22 protein-coding genes are annotated in these 23,539 nt (G+C 40.5%); 5 read left to right on the forward strand and 17 right to left on the reverse strand.

The window, feature by feature from the left end; genetic code table 11:
* Positions 1-17: 17 nt before the first annotated feature.
* Positions 18-245, reverse strand: a complete 228-nt coding sequence (locus PASHI_RS11630) for a hypothetical protein (RefSeq protein ID WP_220095044.1) — start codon at positions 243-245, stop codon at positions 18-20.
* A gap of 249 nt (positions 246-494) precedes the next feature.
* Between PASHI_RS11630 and PASHI_RS11635 the strand changes: the two genes are divergently transcribed.
* Both PASHI_RS11635 and ykgO read left to right on the forward strand, forming a co-directional pair.
* Positions 495-746 (forward strand): type B 50S ribosomal protein L31, encoded by a 252-nt coding sequence (locus PASHI_RS11635; RefSeq protein WP_058584106.1) that lies wholly within the window; start codon positions 495-497, stop codon positions 744-746.
* A gap of 17 nt (positions 747-763) precedes the next feature.
* Positions 764-901 (forward strand): type B 50S ribosomal protein L36, encoded by a 138-nt coding sequence (gene ykgO, locus PASHI_RS11640; protein ID WP_058584105.1) that lies wholly within the window; start codon positions 764-766, stop codon positions 899-901.
* A 52-nt stretch (positions 902-953) separates the two neighbouring features.
* Here ykgO and PASHI_RS11645 read toward each other — a convergent pair whose 3' ends face one another.
* Positions 954-1,340: a cytochrome b562 gene (locus PASHI_RS11645; RefSeq protein ID WP_062565726.1), complete on the reverse strand. Its 387-nt coding sequence runs from the start codon at positions 1,338-1,340 to the stop codon at positions 954-956.
* 312 nt (positions 1,341-1,652) lie between these two features.
* Here PASHI_RS11645 and PASHI_RS11650 point away from each other — a divergent pair, with 312 nt between their 5' ends.
* A complete protein-coding gene (locus PASHI_RS11650) occupies positions 1,653-4,499 on the forward strand; it encodes a TonB-dependent receptor plug domain-containing protein (RefSeq protein WP_062565727.1) in 2,847 nt (948 codons plus the stop codon).
* Between the two features lie 149 nt (positions 4,500-4,648).
* Complete coding sequence (locus PASHI_RS11655; protein ID WP_062565728.1) at positions 4,649-5,692, forward strand: ABC transporter substrate-binding protein; 1,044 nt, start codon at positions 4,649-4,651, stop codon at positions 5,690-5,692.
* 12 nt (positions 5,693-5,704) lie between these two features.
* Here the strand turns inward: PASHI_RS11655 and PASHI_RS11660 are convergent, their stop codons facing one another.
* The 5 genes from PASHI_RS11660 to upp all read right to left on the reverse strand — a co-directional run bounded on the left by PASHI_RS11660 (position 5,705) and on the right by upp (position 12,458).
* Positions 5,705-7,474, reverse strand: a complete 1,770-nt coding sequence (locus PASHI_RS11660) for a sugar phosphorylase (protein WP_062565729.1) — start codon at positions 7,472-7,474, stop codon at positions 5,705-5,707.
* A 12-nt stretch (positions 7,475-7,486) separates the two neighbouring features.
* Complete coding sequence (locus tag PASHI_RS11665; protein WP_054562434.1) at positions 7,487-8,707, reverse strand: glycosyltransferase family protein; 1,221 nt, start codon at positions 8,705-8,707, stop codon at positions 7,487-7,489.
* Positions 8,700-10,442 (reverse strand): HAD-IIB family hydrolase, encoded by a 1,743-nt coding sequence (locus tag PASHI_RS11670; protein WP_062565730.1) that lies wholly within the window; start codon positions 10,440-10,442, stop codon positions 8,700-8,702. The genes PASHI_RS11665 and PASHI_RS11670 overlap by 8 nt, the downstream gene beginning before the upstream one ends.
* Before the next feature lie 138 nt (positions 10,443-10,580).
* Positions 10,581-11,819 carry a uracil-xanthine permease family protein gene (locus PASHI_RS11675; RefSeq protein ID WP_062565731.1) on the reverse strand — a complete coding sequence of 413 codons (1,239 nt, stop codon included), beginning with the start codon at positions 11,817-11,819 and terminating at the stop codon, positions 10,581-10,583.
* 9 nt (positions 11,820-11,828) lie between these two features.
* Positions 11,829-12,458 (reverse strand): uracil phosphoribosyltransferase, encoded by a 630-nt coding sequence (gene upp / locus PASHI_RS11680; RefSeq protein ID WP_054562437.1) that lies wholly within the window; start codon positions 12,456-12,458, stop codon positions 11,829-11,831.
* A gap of 192 nt (positions 12,459-12,650) precedes the next feature.
* On the opposite strand from upp, the gene PASHI_RS11685 reads away from it, so the two are divergent.
* On the forward strand, positions 12,651-13,469 hold the full coding sequence (locus PASHI_RS11685) for an ABC transporter substrate-binding protein (protein ID WP_130167654.1): 819 nt from the start codon (positions 12,651-12,653) through the stop codon (positions 13,467-13,469).
* Here PASHI_RS11685 and PASHI_RS11690 read toward each other — a convergent pair.
* The 10 genes from PASHI_RS11690 to PASHI_RS11735 form a co-directional block, all read right to left on the reverse strand.
* Positions 13,466-14,437 (reverse strand): Gfo/Idh/MocA family protein, encoded by a 972-nt coding sequence (locus PASHI_RS11690; RefSeq protein WP_062565733.1) that lies wholly within the window; start codon positions 14,435-14,437, stop codon positions 13,466-13,468. The two genes, PASHI_RS11685 and PASHI_RS11690, sit on opposite strands and share 4 nt — an antisense overlap.
* Before the next feature lie 2 nt (positions 14,438-14,439).
* A complete protein-coding gene (locus PASHI_RS11695; RefSeq protein WP_062565734.1) occupies positions 14,440-15,387 on the reverse strand; it encodes an aminoglycoside phosphotransferase family protein in 948 nt (315 codons plus the stop codon).
* Between the two features lie 145 nt (positions 15,388-15,532).
* Positions 15,533-17,788 (reverse strand): acyl-CoA dehydrogenase, encoded by a 2,256-nt coding sequence (locus tag PASHI_RS11700; protein WP_054562441.1) that lies wholly within the window; start codon positions 17,786-17,788, stop codon positions 15,533-15,535.
* A gap of 253 nt (positions 17,789-18,041) precedes the next feature.
* Positions 18,042-19,574, reverse strand: a complete 1,533-nt coding sequence (locus tag PASHI_RS11705; RefSeq protein WP_062565735.1) for a phospholipase D family protein — start codon at positions 19,572-19,574, stop codon at positions 18,042-18,044.
* A 158-nt stretch (positions 19,575-19,732) separates the two neighbouring features.
* On the reverse strand, positions 19,733-19,927 hold the full coding sequence (locus PASHI_RS11710; protein ID WP_054554573.1) for a (2Fe-2S)-binding protein: 195 nt from the start codon (positions 19,925-19,927) through the stop codon (positions 19,733-19,735).
* Positions 19,928-20,231: 304 nt separating this feature from the next.
* Positions 20,232-20,687 (reverse strand): type II toxin-antitoxin system YhaV family toxin, encoded by a 456-nt coding sequence (locus tag PASHI_RS11715; protein WP_062565736.1) that lies wholly within the window; start codon positions 20,685-20,687, stop codon positions 20,232-20,234.
* Positions 20,688-20,707: 20 nt separating this feature from the next.
* Positions 20,708-21,037 (reverse strand): type II toxin-antitoxin system PrlF family antitoxin, encoded by a 330-nt coding sequence (locus PASHI_RS11720; protein ID WP_062565737.1) that lies wholly within the window; start codon positions 21,035-21,037, stop codon positions 20,708-20,710.
* Positions 21,038-21,450: 413 nt separating this feature from the next.
* Positions 21,451-21,945, reverse strand: coding sequence for a S1 RNA-binding domain-containing protein (locus tag PASHI_RS11725; RefSeq protein ID WP_062565738.1), 495 nt, complete (start codon positions 21,943-21,945; stop codon positions 21,451-21,453).
* A 452-nt stretch (positions 21,946-22,397) separates the two neighbouring features.
* Positions 22,398-22,736 (reverse strand): hypothetical protein, encoded by a 339-nt coding sequence (locus tag PASHI_RS11730; protein ID WP_062565739.1) that lies wholly within the window; start codon positions 22,734-22,736, stop codon positions 22,398-22,400.
* 196 nt (positions 22,737-22,932) lie between these two features.
* Positions 22,933-23,358: a hypothetical protein gene (locus PASHI_RS11735; protein WP_062565740.1), complete on the reverse strand. Its 426-nt coding sequence runs from the start codon at positions 23,356-23,358 to the stop codon at positions 22,933-22,935.
* Positions 23,359-23,539: the final 181 nt, after the last annotated feature.

Raw genomic sequence — 23,539 nt, forward strand, 5'->3', positions numbered from 1 at the left:
AACAACATGATCAAGTATTAAGAATCTAAATGCTCGTACTGACCACGATACACTTCGAAAGTCTTCACAACGGTGTGTTGCTCTTTACTTAGATTATCAAACCAGGTATCGAAACGCTCATCATCATCTTGCTCACTCAGAGCTAAATACTGTGCCAACAACTCAATAATATCGTTGTGAGTACACGACAAGGTGTCTACATGATTAGCTAAAACAGAATGGTCTTTATCGCGAAGCGTGTTCATTACATTTTGATCTAGTTCTTCACGGCTAGTTTTATCATTCACTTCCTTATCCTTCTTTAAAATAAGCACGCATACCTAGTTATAACAGCCTTACCGACAATATCCAGCTTTTTAAATCTAACTGCTTATTGATTGTTCAGCTTGTACAAAATTAAGACAACCCAATATAAATAAGAATCATTTTTATCTTGACCCAAATAGTCAACCACTCTATACTTGCTACATTATCACATAACAAAAAGGTGCATTATGAAGCCAAATATCCACCCTGATTACCAGCAAGTCGCGTTTCATGATACAGCGGCAGACAGCTATTTTATTATTGGTTCGACAATTAAAACTTCGCGCACAATTGAACTTGAGGGAAAAACCTACCCTTATGTGCCAATTGACGTATCAAGCGATTCACACCCGTTTTATACCGGTAAGCAAAAAGCCGTTGCAAGCGATGGCCGTGTTGCTGCGTTTAATCGTCGTTTCAAAAACTTAGCGAGCAAGTAGTTGCTATAGGTAAGAACATGAAAGTATTAAGTTCATTAAAAAGCGCGAAGAACCGCCCGGGCTGCCAAATCGTAAAGCGTAAAGGTCGTGTCTATGTTATTAATAAAGACAATCCGCGCTTGAAGGCAGTTCAGGGTAAAAAGAAAAAGCGTTAAAAAAGGTGCCTCGGCACCTTTTTAAAATTATAGTAAATCTAACTCAATAACTTTACTTACCAAATAACAACTCCCAAAAACCTGGCGGCTCATGTAGCTCATGGTATTTCTTACGTAGCTCATCAATAGATTTAAGCGGCGCTTTTGCAGCTTCAAGGCCACGGGTCGTTGCAAGTTGCTTAGCTTGCTTTGCTTGATTTATGACTTTATCAAGCCCTTCTAAAGACGCTGTTTTATGCTGTTTAAAATCAGCTGTTTTGGCTGTCTCTAACAACTCAATAAATTCATCGATAGCGGTATTAAAGGTGGCTAAATCAGTTGCTCGCACTGAGTTTTTATAAGCAAGCCCCATGTTTTTCATATTGGCCTCAAGGTCAATATTGTTGGCCGCGCTCAGACTGGAAAAAACGATTAAAAAACTAATAAAAATGGCTTTCATACACTCTCAACCAAATACAAATTATGCACCCATTATAAAGCGAAACGCTACGTAAACCTAATGCCATTAAAATACCGAATACAGCAACAAAGTAAATATTCTGTAATCACCTTTTCACAACAAACAAAAAAAACACCTAAACCCCACAAAGAACCTAACACACTGTTTAAATTGAAATTAGATGTGTACAAATTGATACGTAGTTTTTGTTTGCAAATAATAGGGACAATGATAAAGTGCACCGCGTTAACATTTTAAGAACAACCGTTAACAACCCTTTAAGGGATAAAATAAAAACTAACAGGTGAAACAATGAAAAAACATAACATCTTAGGTGCAAGTATTAAGCTTGCCCTGTGCACATCTGCACTTGCAATTTCAGGTCAGTCATTTGCTGCTGATGAAGAAGGTGTACAAACAATCGACCGTATCGAAGTAACAGGTTCTCGTATTTTACGTGAAGGTGCTATTGCCCCTGCGCCAGTGACAGTTATCACTGGTGATGACTTAGTTAACACAGGCGCGGTTAATATCGGTGAGGCACTTAATAAATTACCAGCTCTTGGTAATACTTTTTCACTTTCAAACTCTGGCCGTTACATCGGTACTGCGGGTTTAAGTATTCTTGACTTACGTAATATGGGTACTGACCGTACGCTAGTACTTGTTAATGGTAAACGTCACGTTTCTAGCTCTGCAGGCTCTCAATCAGTTGATACAAATACAATTCCAAGCACATGGGTTGAGCGTGTTGAAATTATCACCGGTGGTGCGTCAGCTGTATACGGTGCCGATGCTGTAACGGGTGTAGTTAACTTCATTCTTAAAAAGAATATCGAAGGCTTTAGCGCAAGTGTAACTCGAGGCGAATCAGACCTAAGCGATTACAGCAACGAAAAAGCAACACTCTCTTACGGCACAAACTTCGATAATGATCGCGGTAACGTGGCATTCTCTGTTGAGTATTCGGGTCAAGATACTTTAAATGCGTTAGACCACCCTTGGACTGATGGCTCTTACCGCAATATGCGCAACACAGCTCAAACAGCTGAAAACAAAGATGATCCAGCTTTTCCTGACTACATTTATACGCCAAATGCAGGTTACTATGCGATTAATAACGCAGGTGTGTTTGCGCTAAGTAATGGCTTTGTAAATTCATTTAACCCAGATGGTACTTACCGCGAACTTAACATTGGTGACCAAGTTGATGGCCTTGCATGTGCTAACTGTGATTCATTTAACCTAGCACAGTTTAACCAAATTCAACCTGAGTTTGAACGCTACAACATTAACTTCAAAACGAACTACGATATCGCAGAGGGCATGAATGCGTATCTTGAAGCAAAGTATGTTAACAGCGAAGGCCAAAGCATTGGTCAGCCTGCATTCTTCTTCTTTAACCCAAATAACAGCATCAAGATTGATAACCCTTACCTTGACTCAAGCGTTAAAGATCTAATGGAACAAGAAGGTGTTAGCTCAATCATGGTTAACCGCATGATGACTGACTTAGGTCGTCGTGTTGAAAACAATACACGTGAAACAACCCGTTTTGTTGCAGGCTTAAAAGGCACGGTATTCAATGACTGGGAATTAGATGCGTCAGTTGTATATGGCCAAACTGATTTAGAGCGTGTTAATGGCGCTAACATGATCATGGCAAACTACTACAATGCCCTAGATGCTATTGATGATGGTTCAGGCAATGTTGTTTGTCGCAGCGAAGAAGCACGTGCTGAAGGGTGTGTACCTGTTAATATCATGGGCTTTGGTGCACCGAGCCAAGAAGCGATTGATTACATCAATACTGTTTCAGTAGGTACTTCAAAGATTACCCAAACAGTTGTGTCTGCTTCACTTGCAAATTCAGCAATTTATGAATTACCAGCTGGTTACATTGGTTTTGCAGCGGGTGTTGAATACCGTAAAGAAGAAAGCGAAACTGAAGAGCCAGACAACGCAGCCGGTACCTTCTTTAACGCGCTTGGCGAAGACAAAGGTGAGTTTGATGTAAATGAAATTTACTTCGAAGCATCAATCCCACTTCTTTCTGACTTACCTCTTGTTCAAGATCTAGTACTAGATACAGCGGTACGTTACGCTGACTACAACACAATTGGTGATGCAACAAGCTGGAAACTTGGTTTAGATTGGACTGTAAACGATCAACTACGTGTACGTGCAACACAATCAGAAGCACTTCGTGCTCCAAACATTGGCGAAATCTTTGGTGCACCGAGCCAAACATTCTACAGTGTTGACGATCCATGTTTAGCTGATAACTTGAATGATCTACAAAATTCAGAAGTACGCCGCGCGAACTGTGCAGCTCTTGGTGTACCTGCTGATTTTGAATCAGACTACGATGCGCAAACACTTGAAGGTTTAGTAAGTGGTAACCGAGATGTGAAAGGTGAAGAGTCAACCAGTACAACAATTGGTTTTGTTTACCAACCTTCATTCATTGAAAACGCTGTAGTGACAGTTGACTACTGGAAAATTGAACTTGAAGATGCGATTTCGACCATCGGTTCACAAGACATTCTTGACCGCTGTGTAGATGCAGAAGGTGGTATTAATAACCAATACTGTAACCTAATCACGCGTGATAGCAGCTCACATGAAATTACACTTATTCAAAACTCAGTTCTGAACGTGTCTGGTCAAGAAGCATCAGGTGTTGACTTTGAATTAGGTTATGACTTTGATGCACTAGAAGGCAACTTCTCAACACGTTTAATTGGTACGTACTTAATTGAGCGTAAAACTTTCCCATTCCAAGACCAACCGAGCGACTACTATGAGTACGCAGGCACAACTGGCGAAGCGAAATGGCAAGCAAACCTTTCAATTTCTTATAAGCGTGATGGCTTCTTTACAACGTTTGATACACGTTATCTAGATGAAGTAAGCCTTTACACAGACCAAGAACTTGCAGATAACCCGAATCCAAATAGCTTAATGACATTTGGTACTTACGTTATCTCTGATGCAACAATTGGTTATAACTTTGAAAATGGTTTTGGTGTGAAGCTGGGTGTAGATAATATCTTCAACCGCAAACTTCCATACGGCACGTTAGGTACAGGTTCTGGTAGTGCAAGTTACGACAACATCGGTCGTTTCGGCTACTTAAGACTATCTTACGATTTCTAATCGTAAAATATTTGATTCTCTTGGGGCTGCACATTTGTGTAGCCCTTTTTCTATCAGATATTTAAAAACTATCCTATGCCAATCATTTACTTAAAACCTGACAATTCAAGCTATACTCTTTCCTATCGGCCTTTTAACTTAATAAGACTATGCTCAAAACGGTATTTATCATTATCTGCCTATTTTGCTTACCAAGTGTTTTTGCCAAGCAAAAAATTATTTTTATAAACCCAGGTCATGCCGATACCAATGTCACAGGCCCGTTTTGGTTTGAAGTGTCAGAGTTGATGCGTGATGCTGCTAAAGACTTTGATCTCGATTTAACAATTCATTATGCCAACCGAAATCATATTGAAATGAAGTCATTAGTGGCTAATGCGATTAAAGCAAAGCCAGATATGCTGATTTTAGTTGATGAGAAAAGTGTGCTTACCCAACAACTTTTAAGCTTAAAGCACATCTCTACGCCCATCTATTTTTTACTTAACCGCCCATCAGAACAAGAGCTAAAACGTTTGATTGATCATGGCATTAATATCGCTGGTAGTGTGGTGCCCGATAACAAACAAGCGGGGCAACTATTAGCCGAAAAGCTATTTGAACAAGCTCAGCACACGGCAAATATTCTCGCGATTAATGGTGATTACACGACCCATGCAGCACTTGATAGAGAACAAGGTTTAGAGCAAAGTGTTCAAGCGTATGATAATGCTACTATTACCGCTAAAACAGTCGCCAACTGGTCAGCAACACAAGCGTATCGCCAGAGTCTTGGCTACTTTAGCCATCAATCTAACATCAATATGGTTTGGGCTGCCAATGATGCCATGGCATTAGGGGCTATTGCAGCGCTTGATGAGTTAAATAAACGCAAAGATGTATTGGTTGGCGCAATAAATTGGCCACTCAGAGTTGTGGCAGAAAAAATAGACGTCACTATCGGCGGTCATGTCACACTAGGAGCTTTAGCTATAGTAAATGTTCATGATCTACTCAATAATTACGCAACCGGAACTATGCATCATGAAGTGGCCATTTTCAGCCAACATAGCGAACAAACGCTTAAGCTAGTTGAACAAATTCACAGTGATAACTTAGCAATTAACTTTCGCGTTTTCAGTAATGCGAATAAAAATGCCCTTCCCTTCAGTGTTGAATCACTTCTTTTAGAGGTAACCAATAGCAAACTGTAAAGGGCATTTACATTATTTATTACTGAGCCAAACTGCTTGATATGGGGTTAGCGACATTGTTTGTGTTTGCTCAGTAATTTGCTCACCGCTAATTAAATCTCGCCATTGCTCGGTACCAATCAAATTTAAGTCGGCAAGCGTAAGCGTTTGCGGCTCGTCACTAATGTTATAAACACAAAACATACTTTGCGAACGGTTGATACTTTGTCGCCAAAAACCAAAGAGCCCTTCGCTTAAATGTAACGTATATTGCGTCGCATTAGGGTGAAATGCACTTTGCGCCTTACGAATAGCCATTAGGTTTTTCATCGCTTTAAACACAGTACGATGATGGGCATTTTCATTACTCAGCTTTGCTAGTAAATCTGACTCTTGCCAGCGGTGTCGGTTAATCGCTCGGTTATGTTGGCTGTTTTCAAAGCGTTCATAATCATTGGTGGTACCGAGTAAGCTATGAATATACAAACCTGGAATACCTTCAAGCGCAAACATAATGGCATGCGCACATAAAAAGCGTGCAACACCCCATTTATCTGGGCCTTTATGGGTACCTTGCAACGCATCAAATAAGGCAATGTTTAACTCATAAGGGGTATTGGTGCCATCTGGGGCGGTACGTAATGAAACTTTTCCGCCATATTTCGCAGTCGTATTCACCATTTCGGCAATTTCACTTTGCTCTAACAAGCCTTCAACGGGGCGCAAGCCAATACCATCATGTGAAGCTATAAAGTTAAAGTATGCCGTCCCTTCTTGAGGAGGAGGCATACTCATCATCCAATGTTTTAATGCGGTGCTGTCACCACTGAGTAAAGTGTGTAATAACAGCGGTGGTAATGAGAAGTTATAGATACAGTGCGCTTCATTGGCATTACCAAAGTACGATAAGTTTTCACGGTTCGGGATATTAGTTTCTGTGATAATAATCACATTAGGCTCAAAATGCTCAATAAGGGTGCGAAGCAGCCTGATCACTTCGTGCGTCTCAGGCAGGTTAATGCAGCGGGTATTGAGTTTTTTCCATAAAAAAGCCACCGCATCAAGGCGGAATATACGCACACCGTTATCTAAATAATGACGAATAATGCTGACAAATTCATTGAGCACATCTGGGTTAGCAAAATCAAAGTCGACTTGGTCATGACTAAAGGTACACCACACATGTTGCAAACCGTCTTTAGTTTCAACCGCCTGTAAAAGGGGTGATGTTCTCGGGCGAACAACTTGCACAAGGTCATCACTCTGGCTTGCCGTTTTAAAATACCCTTTTCCCGGCTCTTTGCCCTGAATAAAGTTTTCAAACCAAACGCTACGGCTAGAGCAATGGTTGATCACCAAATCTGCCATCAACCTAACATCCGCTGAAATATCGCGGATATGTTGCCAACTACCTAACGCTTCATTCACTTGCACATAATTCATTACCGCGAAGCCTTCATCTGAGCTATATGGGTAAAACGGCAAGATGTGTAGTGCATTAAGCTCAGGTAAGCATTGGTTTTTTACAAAGCGATGTAACGTATGCAAAGGCGGCTCTTCAGGCTTAGCAACTGCTTCATCCGTATTAGCATGACGAATAATCGAATCACCGTAGGCAATTAAAATCATATCTTGCTCATCCCAACGGTTTTTATGCGGCGTTGGGTCTCGAACAGGATCATCACCTAACATGGTATTGATTAATCTATCTGCGAGTTGTTCAAGCGTTGTTGATAACTCAACTTCGCCGTAGATGCAGGTTAAATGCTGAATAACCCTTTGTTGCAAAAGCTCTAAAGTCACGTGCCTTCCCCGTTAAATATATTCTTTGTTATCAAGCTCTACGGCTTCTTCTAAGCGAGCAAACACCTCCGGCATTGCCGAAGCTACTCGGTTCCAACTCGGCACAAAGGGTGCTTCCATTGGGTTTTCTAAAAAGTGCTGACCTGCATTCATAATATTTTGAGCAAACATTTCAACGGCTTTTTCTTCATGATGAATATCAAGTGTTAAGCCATTCATTAACGCATCGTTGTGATAAGTTTCAATAAAATCGAGAGCAATACGGTAATAGGTTGCCTTTAATGAGCGAATCGTTTCTGTCGTAAAAGTCACCCCTTGGGTAGCCAGCTTTCTGAATAAAGCTTTGGTGATATCAATCGACATTTTCGACAAGCCCGCCGCTTGGTTTTCTAGCGATAAGTCTTGGTGTTTGTGATCATAGTTATCAGCAATATCTACCTGACATAAACGGTTATGCGAGTAATTACGATACATCTCTGATAGCACGCCAATTTCTAAGCCCCAGTCACTTGGAATACGAATATCATTAAGTACATCACGACGGAATGAAAACTCACCCGCTAGCGGGTAACGAAATGAATCCATATATTCTAAATAATCGTTGCTACCTAAAATTGTTTTAAACGAACGCAATAACGGCGTTACCAGCAAACGTGACACACGGCCATTAATTTTGCCCTCAGCGGTGCGCGGATAAAACCCTTTACAAAATTCATAGTTAAAACGAGGGTGAGCAACGGGGTAAATTAAACGTGCTAATAGCGCTCTGTCGTAAGTCAAAATATCGCAGTCATGCAGTGCAATTGACTCTACTTTTGAGGTTGCCAACTTATAGCCCATGCAATACCAAACATTGCGACCTTTACCTAGCTCTCGTGGCGCAACGCCCAATTTTTGTAGTTCTTTATCAAGAGCTTGTAAACGCGGGCCATCATTCCAAAGTACCTTATGAGGCTGATCAAGCTCCGCAAAAAACTGCAGTGCATGGCGATATTGGCTTTCATCAGCGCGATCTAGACCAATGGTAATTTGCGATAAATAAGGCACATGTTTCAGCTCAGCAATAATATTTTGCAGAGCGGGTCCTTCTAACTCACTGTAAAGCGAAGGCAAAATCAGGCCCATTGGGCGTTGTTTTGAAAAGCCCAACAACTCTTTTTCTAGTTCTTCTACTGGGCGGTCAGCAATATTGTGTAAGGTCGTGATAATGCCATTTTGATAAAAATCAGCCATGAGATTGCTCCTGTTTTGCTGCAAAACGCGCTTTGATGATAGTTAACGCAGAAACTTCTTGAACCCAACCTGCTGGGGCGGGCTTTTCGCTGAGCTGCCATGCTTTTTGTAATATTTGTGATTGCACTTGGCTGCCAGGGTTATTGATTAAAATAGCGGTGTCGGCCGCCTTTAGCATGGCTACATCGTTTTGACTGTCGCCAAGCGCTATCACAGTAAAAGGATTGCGATAGGCTTTTTTGAACTGATTTAACAGCCACTTTTGTGCAAGTCCTTTATTGTTACCTTTGGTTAAATGGATAAAACGCCCGCCAACAAGCACTTCGTAGCCTGCTTGGCTCATTGCATCTATCAAACCTTGCTTTTCTTCCTCACTACCCGAAAAACAAACCGGATCTGAGTATTGTCTTTGTAGAGCCAATTCACTTTTATCGACGGGGAGTCCTGTTAACTCGGCTATTTCTTGTGCACTAAATTGGCTAAACAAACGTACACAATGACTAAATTGGCTAGCATATTGTTTAAGATCTTCATGCAATTTATCGGTACTTTGCGTCATGGCAAAGCGCCAATAACCTTTATATTCATCACAGCCAATCGGCTTTACTTTGAAATAGTCTTTCGGGATATAAACAGCAGCACCATTTTCCACAATAAAGGGCTGGTGATGATCCAAACCTTTTTGAATATCAGTGACTTCAGCAAAGGTTTTGCTGGTGTTAAAAATCACATTGACACCGGTATCATTCAACTTTGCCAAAAATGGTTTGATCACCTCACATTCGTAACTATCGTGATCGAGCAATGTGCCGTCTAAGTCAGTAAAAATAAGTGGCTGAGCAATCTGGTCAGCGAGAAGTTCCATCTTGGTGATATCACGCTCGGTATCAAGCAATAATAACGCATCCACGCTGTGCGCAAGAGTGGCTAAGTTTTCCCGCGTAATACGTTCAAAATGAGAGATAAAACGCTTTAAACTCACTTCGTCAAACGTGCCCTGCCCCTGGCCTTTTTTGGCAATTAGTTTATGCTCTTGCTCTAAGCGCCACGCATACACATCTTCAAATGAAGGCGCTTTTAACATAATGGTGTAATCGGCCATTGCGAATACATTTTGATATTCATTCGCTAAGCAACTATTTACGCAGCGACGCCAAATGCCGTCGGCATCTTCTAGTTGCTCTAATTCATTTACCGGAGTTTGCAGTTGATAAGGCTGCTGAGGTGTACTGGCTACACACCAGCCTTCAAAAAACAGGATATCAATCGGTTTTTGGTTGCTAGGCCACTGGTCTTTTGGCACCGGATCATCAGTTAGTTTATCAAATTGAGGTAATGGCACTTCCACTTTGCCTGCCAACAAAGCTGATAAGGTTTGTTCCATTAATTGCGTATCATGCGTACCCGGTACACCACGACTCGCAAACAAAGGATGAACATCTTTAGCAAGCTCGTTGCGTGCATCACGACTTAAATAAAAGTCATCGATTGATAATGACACGCTATTAAATTCGGTATTGCTATTAACCCAGGTCACTAAGAAATCAGCGAGGGTCGTTTTACCTGAGCCTTGGCAGCCATTAATCGCCACCAGCATAGGTTGGCCGGTCATTTTTGCGCTTAAGATATCGTGCGCGAGGGGTATAAAAAACTGCTCACTTAAGTATTGATACTTGAGTGGTAACTGATGCTTCGCTAAAAACGGGGTAATATCCACAACATTTGCCTCTTGCATAATCGCTCCTACCAGTATGACATAGAGATAAATGCAGTTAGTAGACCAGTTTTATAATTCCTTATTTTTTAAATGGTTACAAAAAAAGCGCATATTTAATGCGCTTTTTTGGTGCAATATTCAAGCAGTTTTTAAGTTCTAATCAGCTTGTTGCACTGCTTTGGGGAGAACAGCATTTAAGATAATCCCCAAAATTGCGCATAAGCTCACACCTTGCAAACTAAACTCATCACCACCGATATGCATACCACCAATACCAAACACTAAAATCAGTGCGATGATAGTCAAGTTGCGAGGCGCGGTAAGGTCTTCACCTGATTTTACTAAGGTATTTAAACCAACAACGGCGATAGAGCCAAATAGCAAAATCATGATGCCGCCCATCACCGGTACCGGAATCGTTTGTAAACCCGCGCCCATTTTTGCCACAAACGCCAGCACAATAGCGATGATTGCGGTCCAAAGCATCACTCGAGGGTTGAAGTTACGTGTAAGCATTACCGCCCCCGTTACCTCAGAGTACGTTGTATTAGGTGGACCACCAAAAACCGATGCCGCAGAGGTTGCTAAGCCATCACCTAGTAAAGTGCGGTGTAAACCCGGTTTCTTTAAATAGTCTTTACCTGTTACTTGGCTAATAGCCATCATGTCGCCAATATGTTCAATTGCTGGCGCAATAGCCACAGGCACCATAAATAAAATAGCCTGCCATTTAAACTCAGGATAAGTAAATGCCGGTACCGCAAACCAGTTTGCTTCGGTGACCGCATTAAATTCAACAATACCTATAAATAACGAAGCAAGGTAACCTGCTACCACACCAGCAAGAATAGGAATAAGTTTAAATACACCTTTACCCCATACCGCAAAAATCAGCGTAACCAGTAATGATAAACCAGAAACCCAAATTGCTTGCTCATAAGGAACTAATTGTGCACTGCCATCCCCTGCTTTACCCATTGCCATATTCACAGCGACTGGGGCTAAGGCTAGACCAATCACCATGATCACAGGGCCAACAACCACAGGCGGTAACACCTTGTGCAGCGCATTCACGCCTTTAAATTTTACTATCAAGCTAAGCGCAACATAGCAAAAGCCTGCCACCATCAAACCGCCCATAGTTGCGGGAATGCCCCACATTTGCACCGAGGCGATAATAGGTGCGATGAAAGCAAAAGACGATGCTAAAAAGATGGGAACTTGGCCTTTAGTAACCACATGAAACAGTAAAGTTCCTAAACCTGCGGTAAATAAAGCCACATTGGGATCAAGGCCTGTTAGTAACGGCACAAGTACTAGTGCGCCAAATGCTACAAACAGCATTTGCGCGCCAGTTAGAATGGTTTTTAACGAAAATGTTTGATGATTTTCCACGTGAGCGCCTTACACTGTGCCAAAAATCTTGTCACCGGCATCTCCTAAGCCTGGAATGATATATCCTTTTTCGTTTAAATGACTGTCTAAAGATGCTGTGAAAATTTCAACATCAGGGTGGGCTGCAAGGGTTTTTTCTACGCCCTCTGGTGCTGCCACTAATACAATCACTTTAATATCTTTACAACCTGCTTTTTTAAGCATATCGATAGTTGCAATCATTGAACCACCGGTTGCAAGCATTGGGTCAATAACAAGGCTTAAACGCTCATCAATTTTACCAACCAGTTTTTCAAAATAAGGCACTGGCTCCAATGTTTCTTCGTTACGCTGAAGACCAACAACACTTACTTTTGCAGCAGGTAATAACTGCATAACACCATCCATCATACCAAGGCCGGCACGTAGAATAGGCACAACAGTAATTTTTTTACCTTTGATATGTTCTACATCTAATGTTGAACCATCCCATCCAGTGATTTGTACGCTTTCTAATGGTAGGTTTTTTGTTGCTTCGTAAGTAAGCAAAGTACCTACTTCAGACGACAGCTCACGAAAACTTTTAGTACTAATACCTTCTGCACGCATAAGGCCAAGTTTGTGTTGAACTAACGGATGAGTAATTACATGGATAGACATAAGTAGAACCTAAATGAGATAAATTACGCCTATTTTAGCGCAAAATAGTCTTCTCGACTGCAAAAAATGCATGTTCATCGCATTAATTCTTTGAATTGGTCTAAAATTACACTATCAGCTGCAAATATTAATTTTTTTGCAACAACACGCACCGGCAATGTTTAACATTTTATTTATTTTGGGCCTGCAGTAATGAAAACGTTTATCTTCACTTCGATACTACTTTTGTGTATTTGCCTACCGGTCCACAGTGAAACACTCGATATTCAAGTTATGGCAGACTTTGTTCCGCAAGATGGCGGTAACCCTGAAAATGAGGCCACCACGTTTTTGCTGGCTGCCGCAGCTGAATTAGGCGATGAAATCAGCCTACATTTTATACCTGCAAGCCGCTTAAGAGAGTGGCAGCAATTAAGAAAAATGAACAATGTTTGCTTGTACAATAAATTAAAAACCCCAGAGCGTGAAGCTCATGCTGTGTTTAGTCAGTACCCTCTGATGGCATTTCCTTCAAATAAACTGGTGGTATTTAATAAGCCCACCATTCCAGACGCTATTACCCTACTACAAGCTATCTATTACTATGACTTAACAATTGGCGTCACTAAAGGCCGTTCATACTCAGAAGAGATTGATAAGTTTGTTCGTTTAAATGATGAGCACTTTTTTATACTCGATGGGGCAACAAATGCACCAAGGCTCGGGCAAATGTTATTTCAAAATAAAATTGATGCCGTTTTAGAATACCAAACTGTATTTAGCAACCGTTATAAACGTTTCCCCGGTCTGAGTAGTATTCGTTATATAAGCCTTAAACCAGAAAAAGCCGCCGTGTTTGGTTATATTGCTTGTTCACCAACAGAGGTCGGCAAACAAGCAATCGCGCTGTTCAATAAAGCGCTTAAAACTGAAAAGGTACGCACATTAATTAGTGAGCGCCTGATGGAGTTATTTCACGAAGGTGAAAACACACAAATAGTAAATGCCTTCAATGCAGCGTTTGAGCACTAAGCCGATAAAATCTGCTCCATAACCCAACTTGTGTGTAGTGCGCTCTCACCGGTTGATGGGTGGGGTTGCTGAGCATGAAAATAGTTCGCCATATTTTCAACATGATATTGTTGAATATGTGCAGGGTTATCAATTACGAACTGTTGTTTGCCCTGTGCGTTGTTAAGCACAATCGGTTTTTCGTCAAACACACTAAAGCTAAGCTCGCCTTCACTGCCATAAATCATCACATCATCAAAACGATTTGCTGAAGCAAAGTTCCAGCTCCCGGTGCCGGTAACACCAGATTGATGCTGCCAGTGCGCGGTAATAGCATCGAATGCTGAATATGAGCCCTGTTGATTAGCACATAAACCATGCACCGTACTAAAGTCACCTAAAAGGTAGGCAAGTAAATCAAGACCATGGCTGGCTAAATCGTCGAAGTAACCTCCTCGTGCCACATTTTGATCTGTGCGCCAGTTGTACTCACCCGATAAATCAAGAGCGTTAGGAGCTTTACTTAAATGCCAACTAACATGACGAGGCTTACCAATCGCACCTTGCTCTAATAACTGTTTAACGTGATTAAAGCGTGGTAATGAACGGCGATAATAAGCCACAAATAGCGGCTGTTTAGCCTCTTTAAACGCTGCAACAATATCAAGGCTGTCTTGATAACTTGGCGCCAGTGGCTTTTCAATACAACAAGGTTTACCTGCCGCAGCAACCTCAAGAGCATACGCTTTATGGCTATCTGGCGGCGTGGCAATATACACGGCATCAACACTGGTATCGTTAATGAGTTCGCTTGGCGATGCGAACACCTTTGCGACATTATGGCGTTTAGCGTAATCATGTGCTTTTTCTAAGTCGCGGCGTGTCACCCCAATAAGCGCAATACCTTTTGCTTGTTGATAAGCAGGGCCGCTTTTCACTTCAGTTACAGCACCACAGCCGATAATGGCAAATCGCATTGGCTTATTCATTGCTAATCCTTTATTTTTAAATACGTTACAAATTGCTGCTGCATGTAGCCGTTTATTTTTGCATGATCAGGGCTCCAACCTGCTAAAAAGCGATAAAAATCGCTCCATGCGTAACACCAAAGCGCTCGCCAACTGCTAACAACATGCGCTGGGTTTACATTCGGTTGATAACGTTTTAGTGCCTGTATGAGGGTGTCAAAATAGCGATTTAAATAGTCATCTGCAACTGATTTTAATGCCGTATCATCTAAGCAACTGCCTAAAAAATACATTACATCAATCACCCCAACACCCTTGCCAACATATTGAAAATCATAGCCAAGAACATGCTGGTTTTGTGGCGCAATCGCAAAATTGGCAAGCTTAGCATCACCATGAATTAATGTTTGGTAAGGTGACTCATTCAACGCTATATCAATAGCGTGCGCCTGCGCTTTTAAGCTTAAATCGCTCATACGCTTTAGCTCATCGGGCCGCGTTGCTAAATGCCAATAACTACCTCGCGGCCAAAGGCCATCGGCAGAGCTTGCTAAATGAAAAGCATGAAAGTGTGCAAGCCAGTTTATAATTGCTTGAATGTCGCTGTGTGTAGCACTTGCAGGCTGGTAGCCAAGCGCACTGAAATCACTAAATACCAGCGCTTGTTTACTGCCCTGTTGTATTGCCTCAATACAGTGGATAGCCGCAGCTTCATGGGGTAATTGCTCTGCGTAATGCCGATACCAATTAAATTCGAATAAGTAAGATTGGCGCTTTCTGGCAAGTGCAAAATCACTTTGTTTTATACGACTATGATTGATCTGACTAGGCACTTCAATCGCTTTAATTACCGCAGCAGCACCATTCATTTGGCAACGAATAATCTCACCGCATCCACTCCATACTGATGCAGCTTGCTGTAGCTCTGTAATATTTGAAAAGTGACAAGTAACGAATTGCCTAAGATCCATAACGCTCTGTAATTTATATAAACCGATGGCAATGGTAGGTGATATTGGCTATTGGCACAACGGCCTATAGGCAATAAAAAACCCGTGCTAAGCACGGGTTTTCGAAGATAAAGTCCTAATACTACTCAGGACTTGCATTGTTGAATTACTCGTTTACCACACTTTTAAGTGGGTTTACTGGCTTTGCATTGTCATCCAGTAGGTTCATATCAAAGTCGAACTCATCAACACGAATCGCTTTTTCACGCTTCTTGTTGTAATCAATCAGTTTTGCATATTCTTCTTCGTTGATAACACTTGCAACAAGTGCATTATCAAGCGTTTCTGCAAAACGAACGCCCGGCTTAATAGTTTTAGCACGCAGAGCTTTTTTAACTTTCTTAAGTAAATCAAGGCACGCCATTTTCGCTTTGTACGCTTGCTCATTGATGTAATGACCATCACCTTCAATTGGGTTAACCAAGTGAGTGATTTGCGCTTTAAATGCCGTATCCATTTGCGCTTGAGTCGCAAGTTCACGGATTAAATCATCGCTGATCTTAGGCATTTTCATTGAGTAGTTCATCGTAATGAAACGCATAAATTTACGAGTACCACTTGCAGGGAAGTTATCTAAGAACTTATGCAATGCTTCTTCAGCGCTTTGTAGTGCAAAGCGAGTCGCATAGTGGAAGTAAGGCGCAGCTTGCTCACGTTCACTGCTTGCTACTTTTTGCTCGTAGTATTTAATTGATGCCATCGCCGCATATAAGAAGCTCATTACGTCGCCTAAACGTGCAGATAACATTTCTGCTTGCTTAAGTTTGCCACCTAGTACCAATAACGAGAAGTCAGCGTAAACTGCAAGTTTTGCAGATAATTTATGCGCTGCTTTTTCGTATTCACGTACTTCTGGTAGTGACGATTTAGCACCCGCAGTAAACGGTAATACGCCTAAACGGAAAGCTCGTAAGCTATTAGCTACGCTGTAACCCACTGTTTTACGTAAGATGCTGTTGAATTCTTTATCTGCATTTTTGTCTTCGCTGTGGATAGACTCAACCATAGTTTGTAGGTAAGGGTGACAACGCATTACACCTTGACCAAAAATCATAAGGTTACGAGTAAGAATGTTTGCACCTTCAACCGTGATTGCGATTGGTTGTGCAACATATCCACTTGCTAATGTATTTTGCGGACCATTTTGAATTGCTTTACCTGCTTGAATATCCATTGCTGAATCAAGCACGTTACGACCAATTTCTGTCATGTGGTATTTAGCAATCGCAGTAACTACAGATGGTTTTAAGCCCATGCCTAAACCTTCTGTTGTTAGAACACGCATTGCTTCTTGAAGGTAAGTTTTACCTGCGATATCAGCAAGCTTCTCTTGGATACCTTCGAATTGACCAATCGCCAGACCAAACTGCTCACGTACTGCTGCGTACTCAGAAGCACCTTTGAATGCCACTTGTGATGAGCTAACACCTAATGCCGGTAGAGAGATACCACGGCCTGCACCTAAACAGCTAACCAGCATTTGCCAGCCACGACCGATGTTCTTTTGACCACCAATGATGAAGTCCATTGGTACAAATACTTTTTCGCCGCGAGTCGTACCGTTGTAAAAACGGATACCCATAGGATCATGACGATTACCAAGTTCAACACCTGGGTGATCTTTAGGAATAAGCGCACAGGTGATACCTAAGTTTTCTTTACCACCTAGTAAACCATCAGGGTCAACTACCTTAAATGCTAAACCTAATACTGTCGCAATTGGCGCAAGTGTGATGTAGCGTTTGTCCCAGGTAATTTCTAAACCTAATACTTCTTCGCCATTGAACTGACCACGTTTAACAACACCGATATCTGGAATACCACCCGCATCTGAACCCGCTTCTGGGCTAGTTAGTGCGAAACATGGAATATCACGACCATTTGCAAGACGCGGTAAGTAGTGATCTTGTTGCTCTTTAGTACCAAAGTGAAGTAATAGCTCACCTGGGCCTAAAGAGTTAGGAACCATCACGGTTACCGCAACCGCAGAACTCTTAGTCGCGATAGTCGCAACGATTGTTGAGTTTGCATAAGGGCTGAACTCTAAACCGCCGAATGATTTAGGAATGATAAGCGAGAAAAAACGCTCTTTTTTCAAGAAATCAAGAATGTAGTCAGGAAGATGAACACCGTTTTGAATTTCAGAATCATCAATCATAGATAATAATTCTTTCACTGGGCCATCTAAGAATGCTTGCTCTTCAGCGCTCAGCTTAGCTGCTGGCACGTCACGAAGTGCATCGAAATCAGGTTTACCTTGGTAGATTGAACCTTCTAACCAAACATCACCCGCATCTAACGCTTCTTGTTCTGTAATTGAAATACTAGGTAATACTTTTTTTAATTTTGTACGTAAGCTCATAATAAACTCATCCGACCAGATAGTAATACCTACATTACGTCATAAAACGAGCAATAGATCAATTGGTCCAACCAGTTTTTTTAACATTTTTTTATATTTATTTTTTCTTTGCACGCTAAGCACTTGAATACAATGGGTTTACACGTGTACGCTCAAACGCCTTTTTTTATCCCGAAATGGTTAACAACTAAAGGCTGAAAACAAAAAGCCCAACTAAAAAGTTGGGCTTAGGTATAAATACTGAAGGAATGGCTTAGAGCTCATCTTCGATAGGGAATAACGAAATAAACCACACTTGAAAACGTCGCCACGAAGACGTTTGTGGCTCTTCATCAAACTGCTCATTACTCACTGTGTCGAGCCAAACTAAGTCATTATCTTTAAGCTCGACTTTCCAGGCATATTCAGGCATTTGCGTATCAACCCAATGGGCCAAAAAGCGGCTAAGCTTTTCGCTTTCGATTAAAACGCCCATCTCGGTATTTAAATCAAGCGAGCGAGGGTCGAGGTTCATGGTGCCCACAAAAATCTTTTTATCATCAAAGGTCATGGTTTTTGCGTGTAAACTTGCTTGTGATGACCCAGTTACTTTAAGCCCCGCTTTGCGCTTAATGGCCATTAAATCACTGGGTTTTAACTCCCACAGCTTAACCCCGCCTTTTACGAGATCTTCTCGGTACTTTTTATAACCAGCATGCACCGCAGATACATCGGTAGCAGCTAAAGAATTAGTCAGTACAGTGACATCAACACCCTGCTTTGCCCAATTGGTCAGTAATTTAACGCCCTGCTCACGAGGAATAAAATACGGCGACACAATAATTGCTTTTTGTTTCGGCTCGCCCATTTCTTTAAACAACATTGGCGACATATTGGCCGATTTTTCACTGACGTCGTTCATTACCTTATCGGGATGATCATAAAACAACACAGACTTTTGCCAATCGAATTCTATTTCATCGTGCAATAAGCGTTTTACAAAGGCGCTTTCGCGTAACTGCTCAACGTAATTACTCTGCTGATTCTGCTCAACATAGGTCGATAAGGATTTAGTGATATCAATAAGTGATTGCTCATCACGTTCACCGTGCAAATCTTCAACAGGGTAAGACAGCTGATGATTCCAATATAAATCAAATGCTTTTGATGCCTCTGGCACAATTTCGCCAACACTCATAACATCTAAATCAATAAATTCAGAATGATCTTCAGCCGAGAAATACGCATTACCTATGTTGCGCCCACCGGTGATAAAAATCCGATTATCAACGATAAAGCTCTTGTTATGCATGCGTCTAGAAAGCTGGCTAAAGTTGGTAACAAAACCAAGCGCTCTAAAACGACGGTTAGGAAATGGATTAAATAATCGAACTTCAATATTAGGGTGAACAGCCAGTGCTGCTAAATCAAGCTCACTGTCGGCTTGCGATAAGTCATCAAGCAACAAGCGAACTCTTACTCCCCTATCTGCGGCTTTTAATAAAAAGGCCGTAAATAAAATGGTGGTTTGCTGTCTGTGGTATAAATAGTACTGCACATCAATAGTGTGCTCTGCAGAATCAATGAGTGCCAACCTAGCTACAAAGGCATCGACCCCATCTGCTAAAGGATAAAACCCTGATAACCCAGGATGATTATTACCCACTGCATCTCCTATGGTACTGGGTGTATCCGCTGCAATGGCATAGCTTGGTTGAATGGACTCTCGTGAAGGTAACTGCGCACAGCCCGCGGTGATTAAAATGAGTACTGCACAAAAAAGTGATTTTGAAGAGTCTATTATCATGGCTTCCTACCAATGACCGTGTGATACACGTATCTGCTTTGTTATAACCCTAATAAATGAAGGGGTTAAAAGCAAATAAAAACTCGTAAGTATGGGGATAAATTAGAAGAATTAAACGAAGGAAAAATTGTTAAGCACGCATGCTTAAGAGCAAGTAATTAAGCTACTTGCTCAGTGATATCTGCAATTTCGATCAGTTTGCGATTAAGTATTTTTTTACAACAACCACAACACTTGCCGCACTGGCTACCCACTTGCAGCTCTTTAGATAAATCGCGCATCGTCATAGCGCCATCATCAATTGTTTGTTCGATTTTTTTATCAGTCACACCATGACATAAACAGATATACATGAATGCAAACCACTCTCATTTCTCTTGATGGTCAGCATATTAATCTAAACGGTAATAGTTCGCAATAGTGTTATAGGCAATATTTGCATAACTTTTATACCTAAAACTCATAATTAGCACACAACTAAAAATTTTCCCTTATGATTTGGGCAGTTAGTTAAAAGCGAGCAAAGAAAAAATTTTTAACTTTTTTGAGAGGGTTTGGTTTGGAGTTGAAAGAAAAAGAGAGGATGGCTCAGATACAGAGCATTGGTAAATAACAGAGAAGCCGACACTTCAACAACTGGAAAAACATGCGCCTTGATTAAGGGAAGAGCAACTCGTCCTTAGCTGCTTTTAAAAGTTCATTCCATCCCTCAGGTGGATGACCAGAATTTAACATCTTTTCGAATACTTTGTAGGCATCGGTTTTACTACCGTATGCACGTTTATTATTTTCATCATTGACCCATGCATAAACGATGATTTTTGACCCTAAATGATATCGAAAAAACAAACGGTATTGTTGGAAGAACTTTGCTCTAAACCAGTGCTTGTTATCATCACCTAATGTGCTTCCTTGGCGAAATTCAGGGCTGGTAGGATCGTGCGGTATGAGTTCAAAGATTAACCGTTGAATAGCGGCTAATCGTTTCGTGGCATTTTTTTTAAGGTAGCCCTTTGGATCTTTATTCCGAAGAGCCTCAACTTGAACTTTAAGGCTTATGTATTGCTCTTTAAACAATGGATGAGTGTAAAGTGTCCAACCATTTACGACCATTGGTATCGTTTTTTGCAAACTTACTCGTCCTCATCCAATAACGGAGCATCTAAATCGATTTCAACACCTTCAATCAACACATCAACGTTTTCTCGCATACTTGCTGATAACGGTTCTATTCTTTCAGGATGAGCCTGCATATCACGCGCTATGAATGATAAGAACTCGCCAAGCACAGGATCGCTTTCTTGCACTGCTGCACGCGAAATAACAACGCTGCCATCAGATTGAATCGTGTATTTAATTTTATCTTTTTTACCTAAGTGCAACGCCTTACGAACAGGGCTAGGCACCGTAGTTTGAAAACGGTCTGTCAATGTTGATTCAGTTTCTAAAGCAACTTGTGCCATAACAACCTCTGTCTTTTATTTGCTTCATTAGCTTTGATTTTAGTACGAACGAACAGGCAATGCAAATGCATTACCCTTTAAAAATGAGCTAGAAAATACTCAAGTTGCTTAATGCTGTAAGGGGGGACTTGTCTAGACACTCAGCTAGCTGAGTGTGCGCTCATTCCCTCACGACGTAACATGATACAAAGCACCTGCAAACTCTAATCGTAGTAGCCTAGCCATCCTTTCACGTATCAATCTTGGTTAGTTAATAACTAAAAATTAGGCTTCAATAATCTTAAAGGCAAAAAGAAAGACCTGACCCTGTTTGTTTTTCCTTTGCCGATTTCAAGCCAATCTGGAGCTATTGCTTGTCTCATTAGTGGCTCCGACACAGATTGCACAATCAGCTATTAGTGTAGTGCACTGTTCTACTGGGGTTTATTGCTATTATTTTCAGGAAAAACATAAGAAACAACAATCTTTTTCTTTTCCTGATCAATGGAGTTAATTTTAACTGAAACAATTTCACCTTCAGACATCTCAGGTATAGACTTTTCATTATGTAGCAGAGCTCTCAATCCTTTTTCTAGTTCCAGAAAATAGCCAAAATCAGTTCTCGTAACTACTTTTGCTTTATGAATAGTATTTATTAAATATTTACTTACTTTATTCCACGGACTTAGCTCTGGGTGAGCGTCTTTAAAAGAGGCATTAAAGGGTACTGTTGAGCTATCAAGCACCATTGCATCTAAAATATCACCTATGGAAAAATAGTTGCTCATTCCCTTTTGAACTCCATAAATATTCCATGATAAATTAGGAATAAGAACAATCCCTTCATAACCATCAGCCTCTACTAGAACACCATATTGCTCAATGCTTTTAACTTTTACTGAAATAATTTCATTCGATTGAATTTTCAAACCAAAATCCTCACTAAATATTATTTAGCATTAAAAACGGAGCATCTATGGGGCAGGTATTTCTTTTGCCACTACCCGACTCAAGTTTGAATAGTGTAATTGAAAATAATCACCCAATTCTTTTTTTTGCTCGACAAATAGCGCAAACTTAAGGCTTGATGTTGCTTTAGATTTTCCAAATAGGGGTAACACTTTGCCGATTTCAAGCCATTCTTGAGCTTGTGCTTGCCCATCGTAAAATGCCCTACACGTTGAGAACTTCTATTAAACCATTGCTTATATGACATTGGACGAGCTAATAGGCAAAAAAATACCTGACCCTATTGGTTTATATGAAAATAGTGCTTTAAACCTAGAGTAAGTTTTAAGTCCTGACTGTCACTAATAACTAAAGTAATTTGCTCATCAAAATTTGTAAAACAGTAAGACTTAACCCCACTTAGTATACATAATCATCCCATTTCTAAAAAATATTGTTGCAACTTTTTCAATTGGACTAGTGAAAGAAATCCAAGTATCAAAATGGTAATAGTTTTCCAGTAATGAGGTTTAGAAAACATATCAACTGCTGCAAATAAAGCAATTACAACAATATACGATACAAAAACATGCTTATCTAATGTTCTGACATTACTACGAATATTTTTAATGTAGGGCAAAAAGCTATAGCTACCCAAAAACAATAAGCACATCAAAATACCTAATTGCCAGCCATGTTTAGCTAAAAGTACAAGGGGTGCACCATACAAAATAAAGCAGGCTAATGCTTTGTTATTTGAAGATTGCTCCATTGAATTACCTATATTCCTTTATTAATTATGCAAGTGTGCGATATGCACATATGAGGTCTGGGCTTGTATTTTTCTCTCAACTAATAGCTTAAATTTAAATGGTTTTCATAATTCAGTTAGGGAAAGTAAAGCTTAACCGTATTCTCAAATTTTGGTGTACATTTTTTATGATGATGGTAGAGATAACCATGTCTCTTTACTTATCAAAATTACACTTATAATTGACTTTCCCTCCAAATTCAGCACCGGCATATTCAGCGCTCGTCTTCAAAACCAATACCTTCTCTCCTCTAAACTTTGCTGAAATAAGGCAATAATCAGAAAAACCCAAAAACTTTTCAAAAAGACTGACTTCTATAATTAAAAGCCCACCGTCAAAAAATAAAGTACCACTTTCAAATTCATCTCCGGCGCCAATCAATACTGATTTAAAACCTTGATCATAAGTGTACTCAGAGTAGGCAACACCTTCCTGTGTTCTTATTGAACTAAATTCTGTATCAAAGTGAAAATAAAAAGGCTCAAACTGATTTTTAATAAATACACCAGCATCTTTTGTTATGTACCAAAATAAAGTTAATACAATAAAGATAACTAAAAATAGTTTTCCAAAGACTTTCATAAAAACACTCATTAAATTTGAAAAACAAAATCGAGATTATGGATTATCAATACAACGGCCAGCCTACATAGCTGAAGGTCTTTCATATTTACCTCAACTAAAGACTAAACTGCATTGGTTATTATGATTTAGAAGGAAAAATGTAGCTTGACCTCTTTGGATAGATAAAAGCTACTTACCA

This window comes from Pseudoalteromonas shioyasakiensis (genome assembly GCF_001550135.1).
GTDB lineage: Bacteria > Pseudomonadota > Gammaproteobacteria > Enterobacterales > Alteromonadaceae > Pseudoalteromonas > Pseudoalteromonas shioyasakiensis.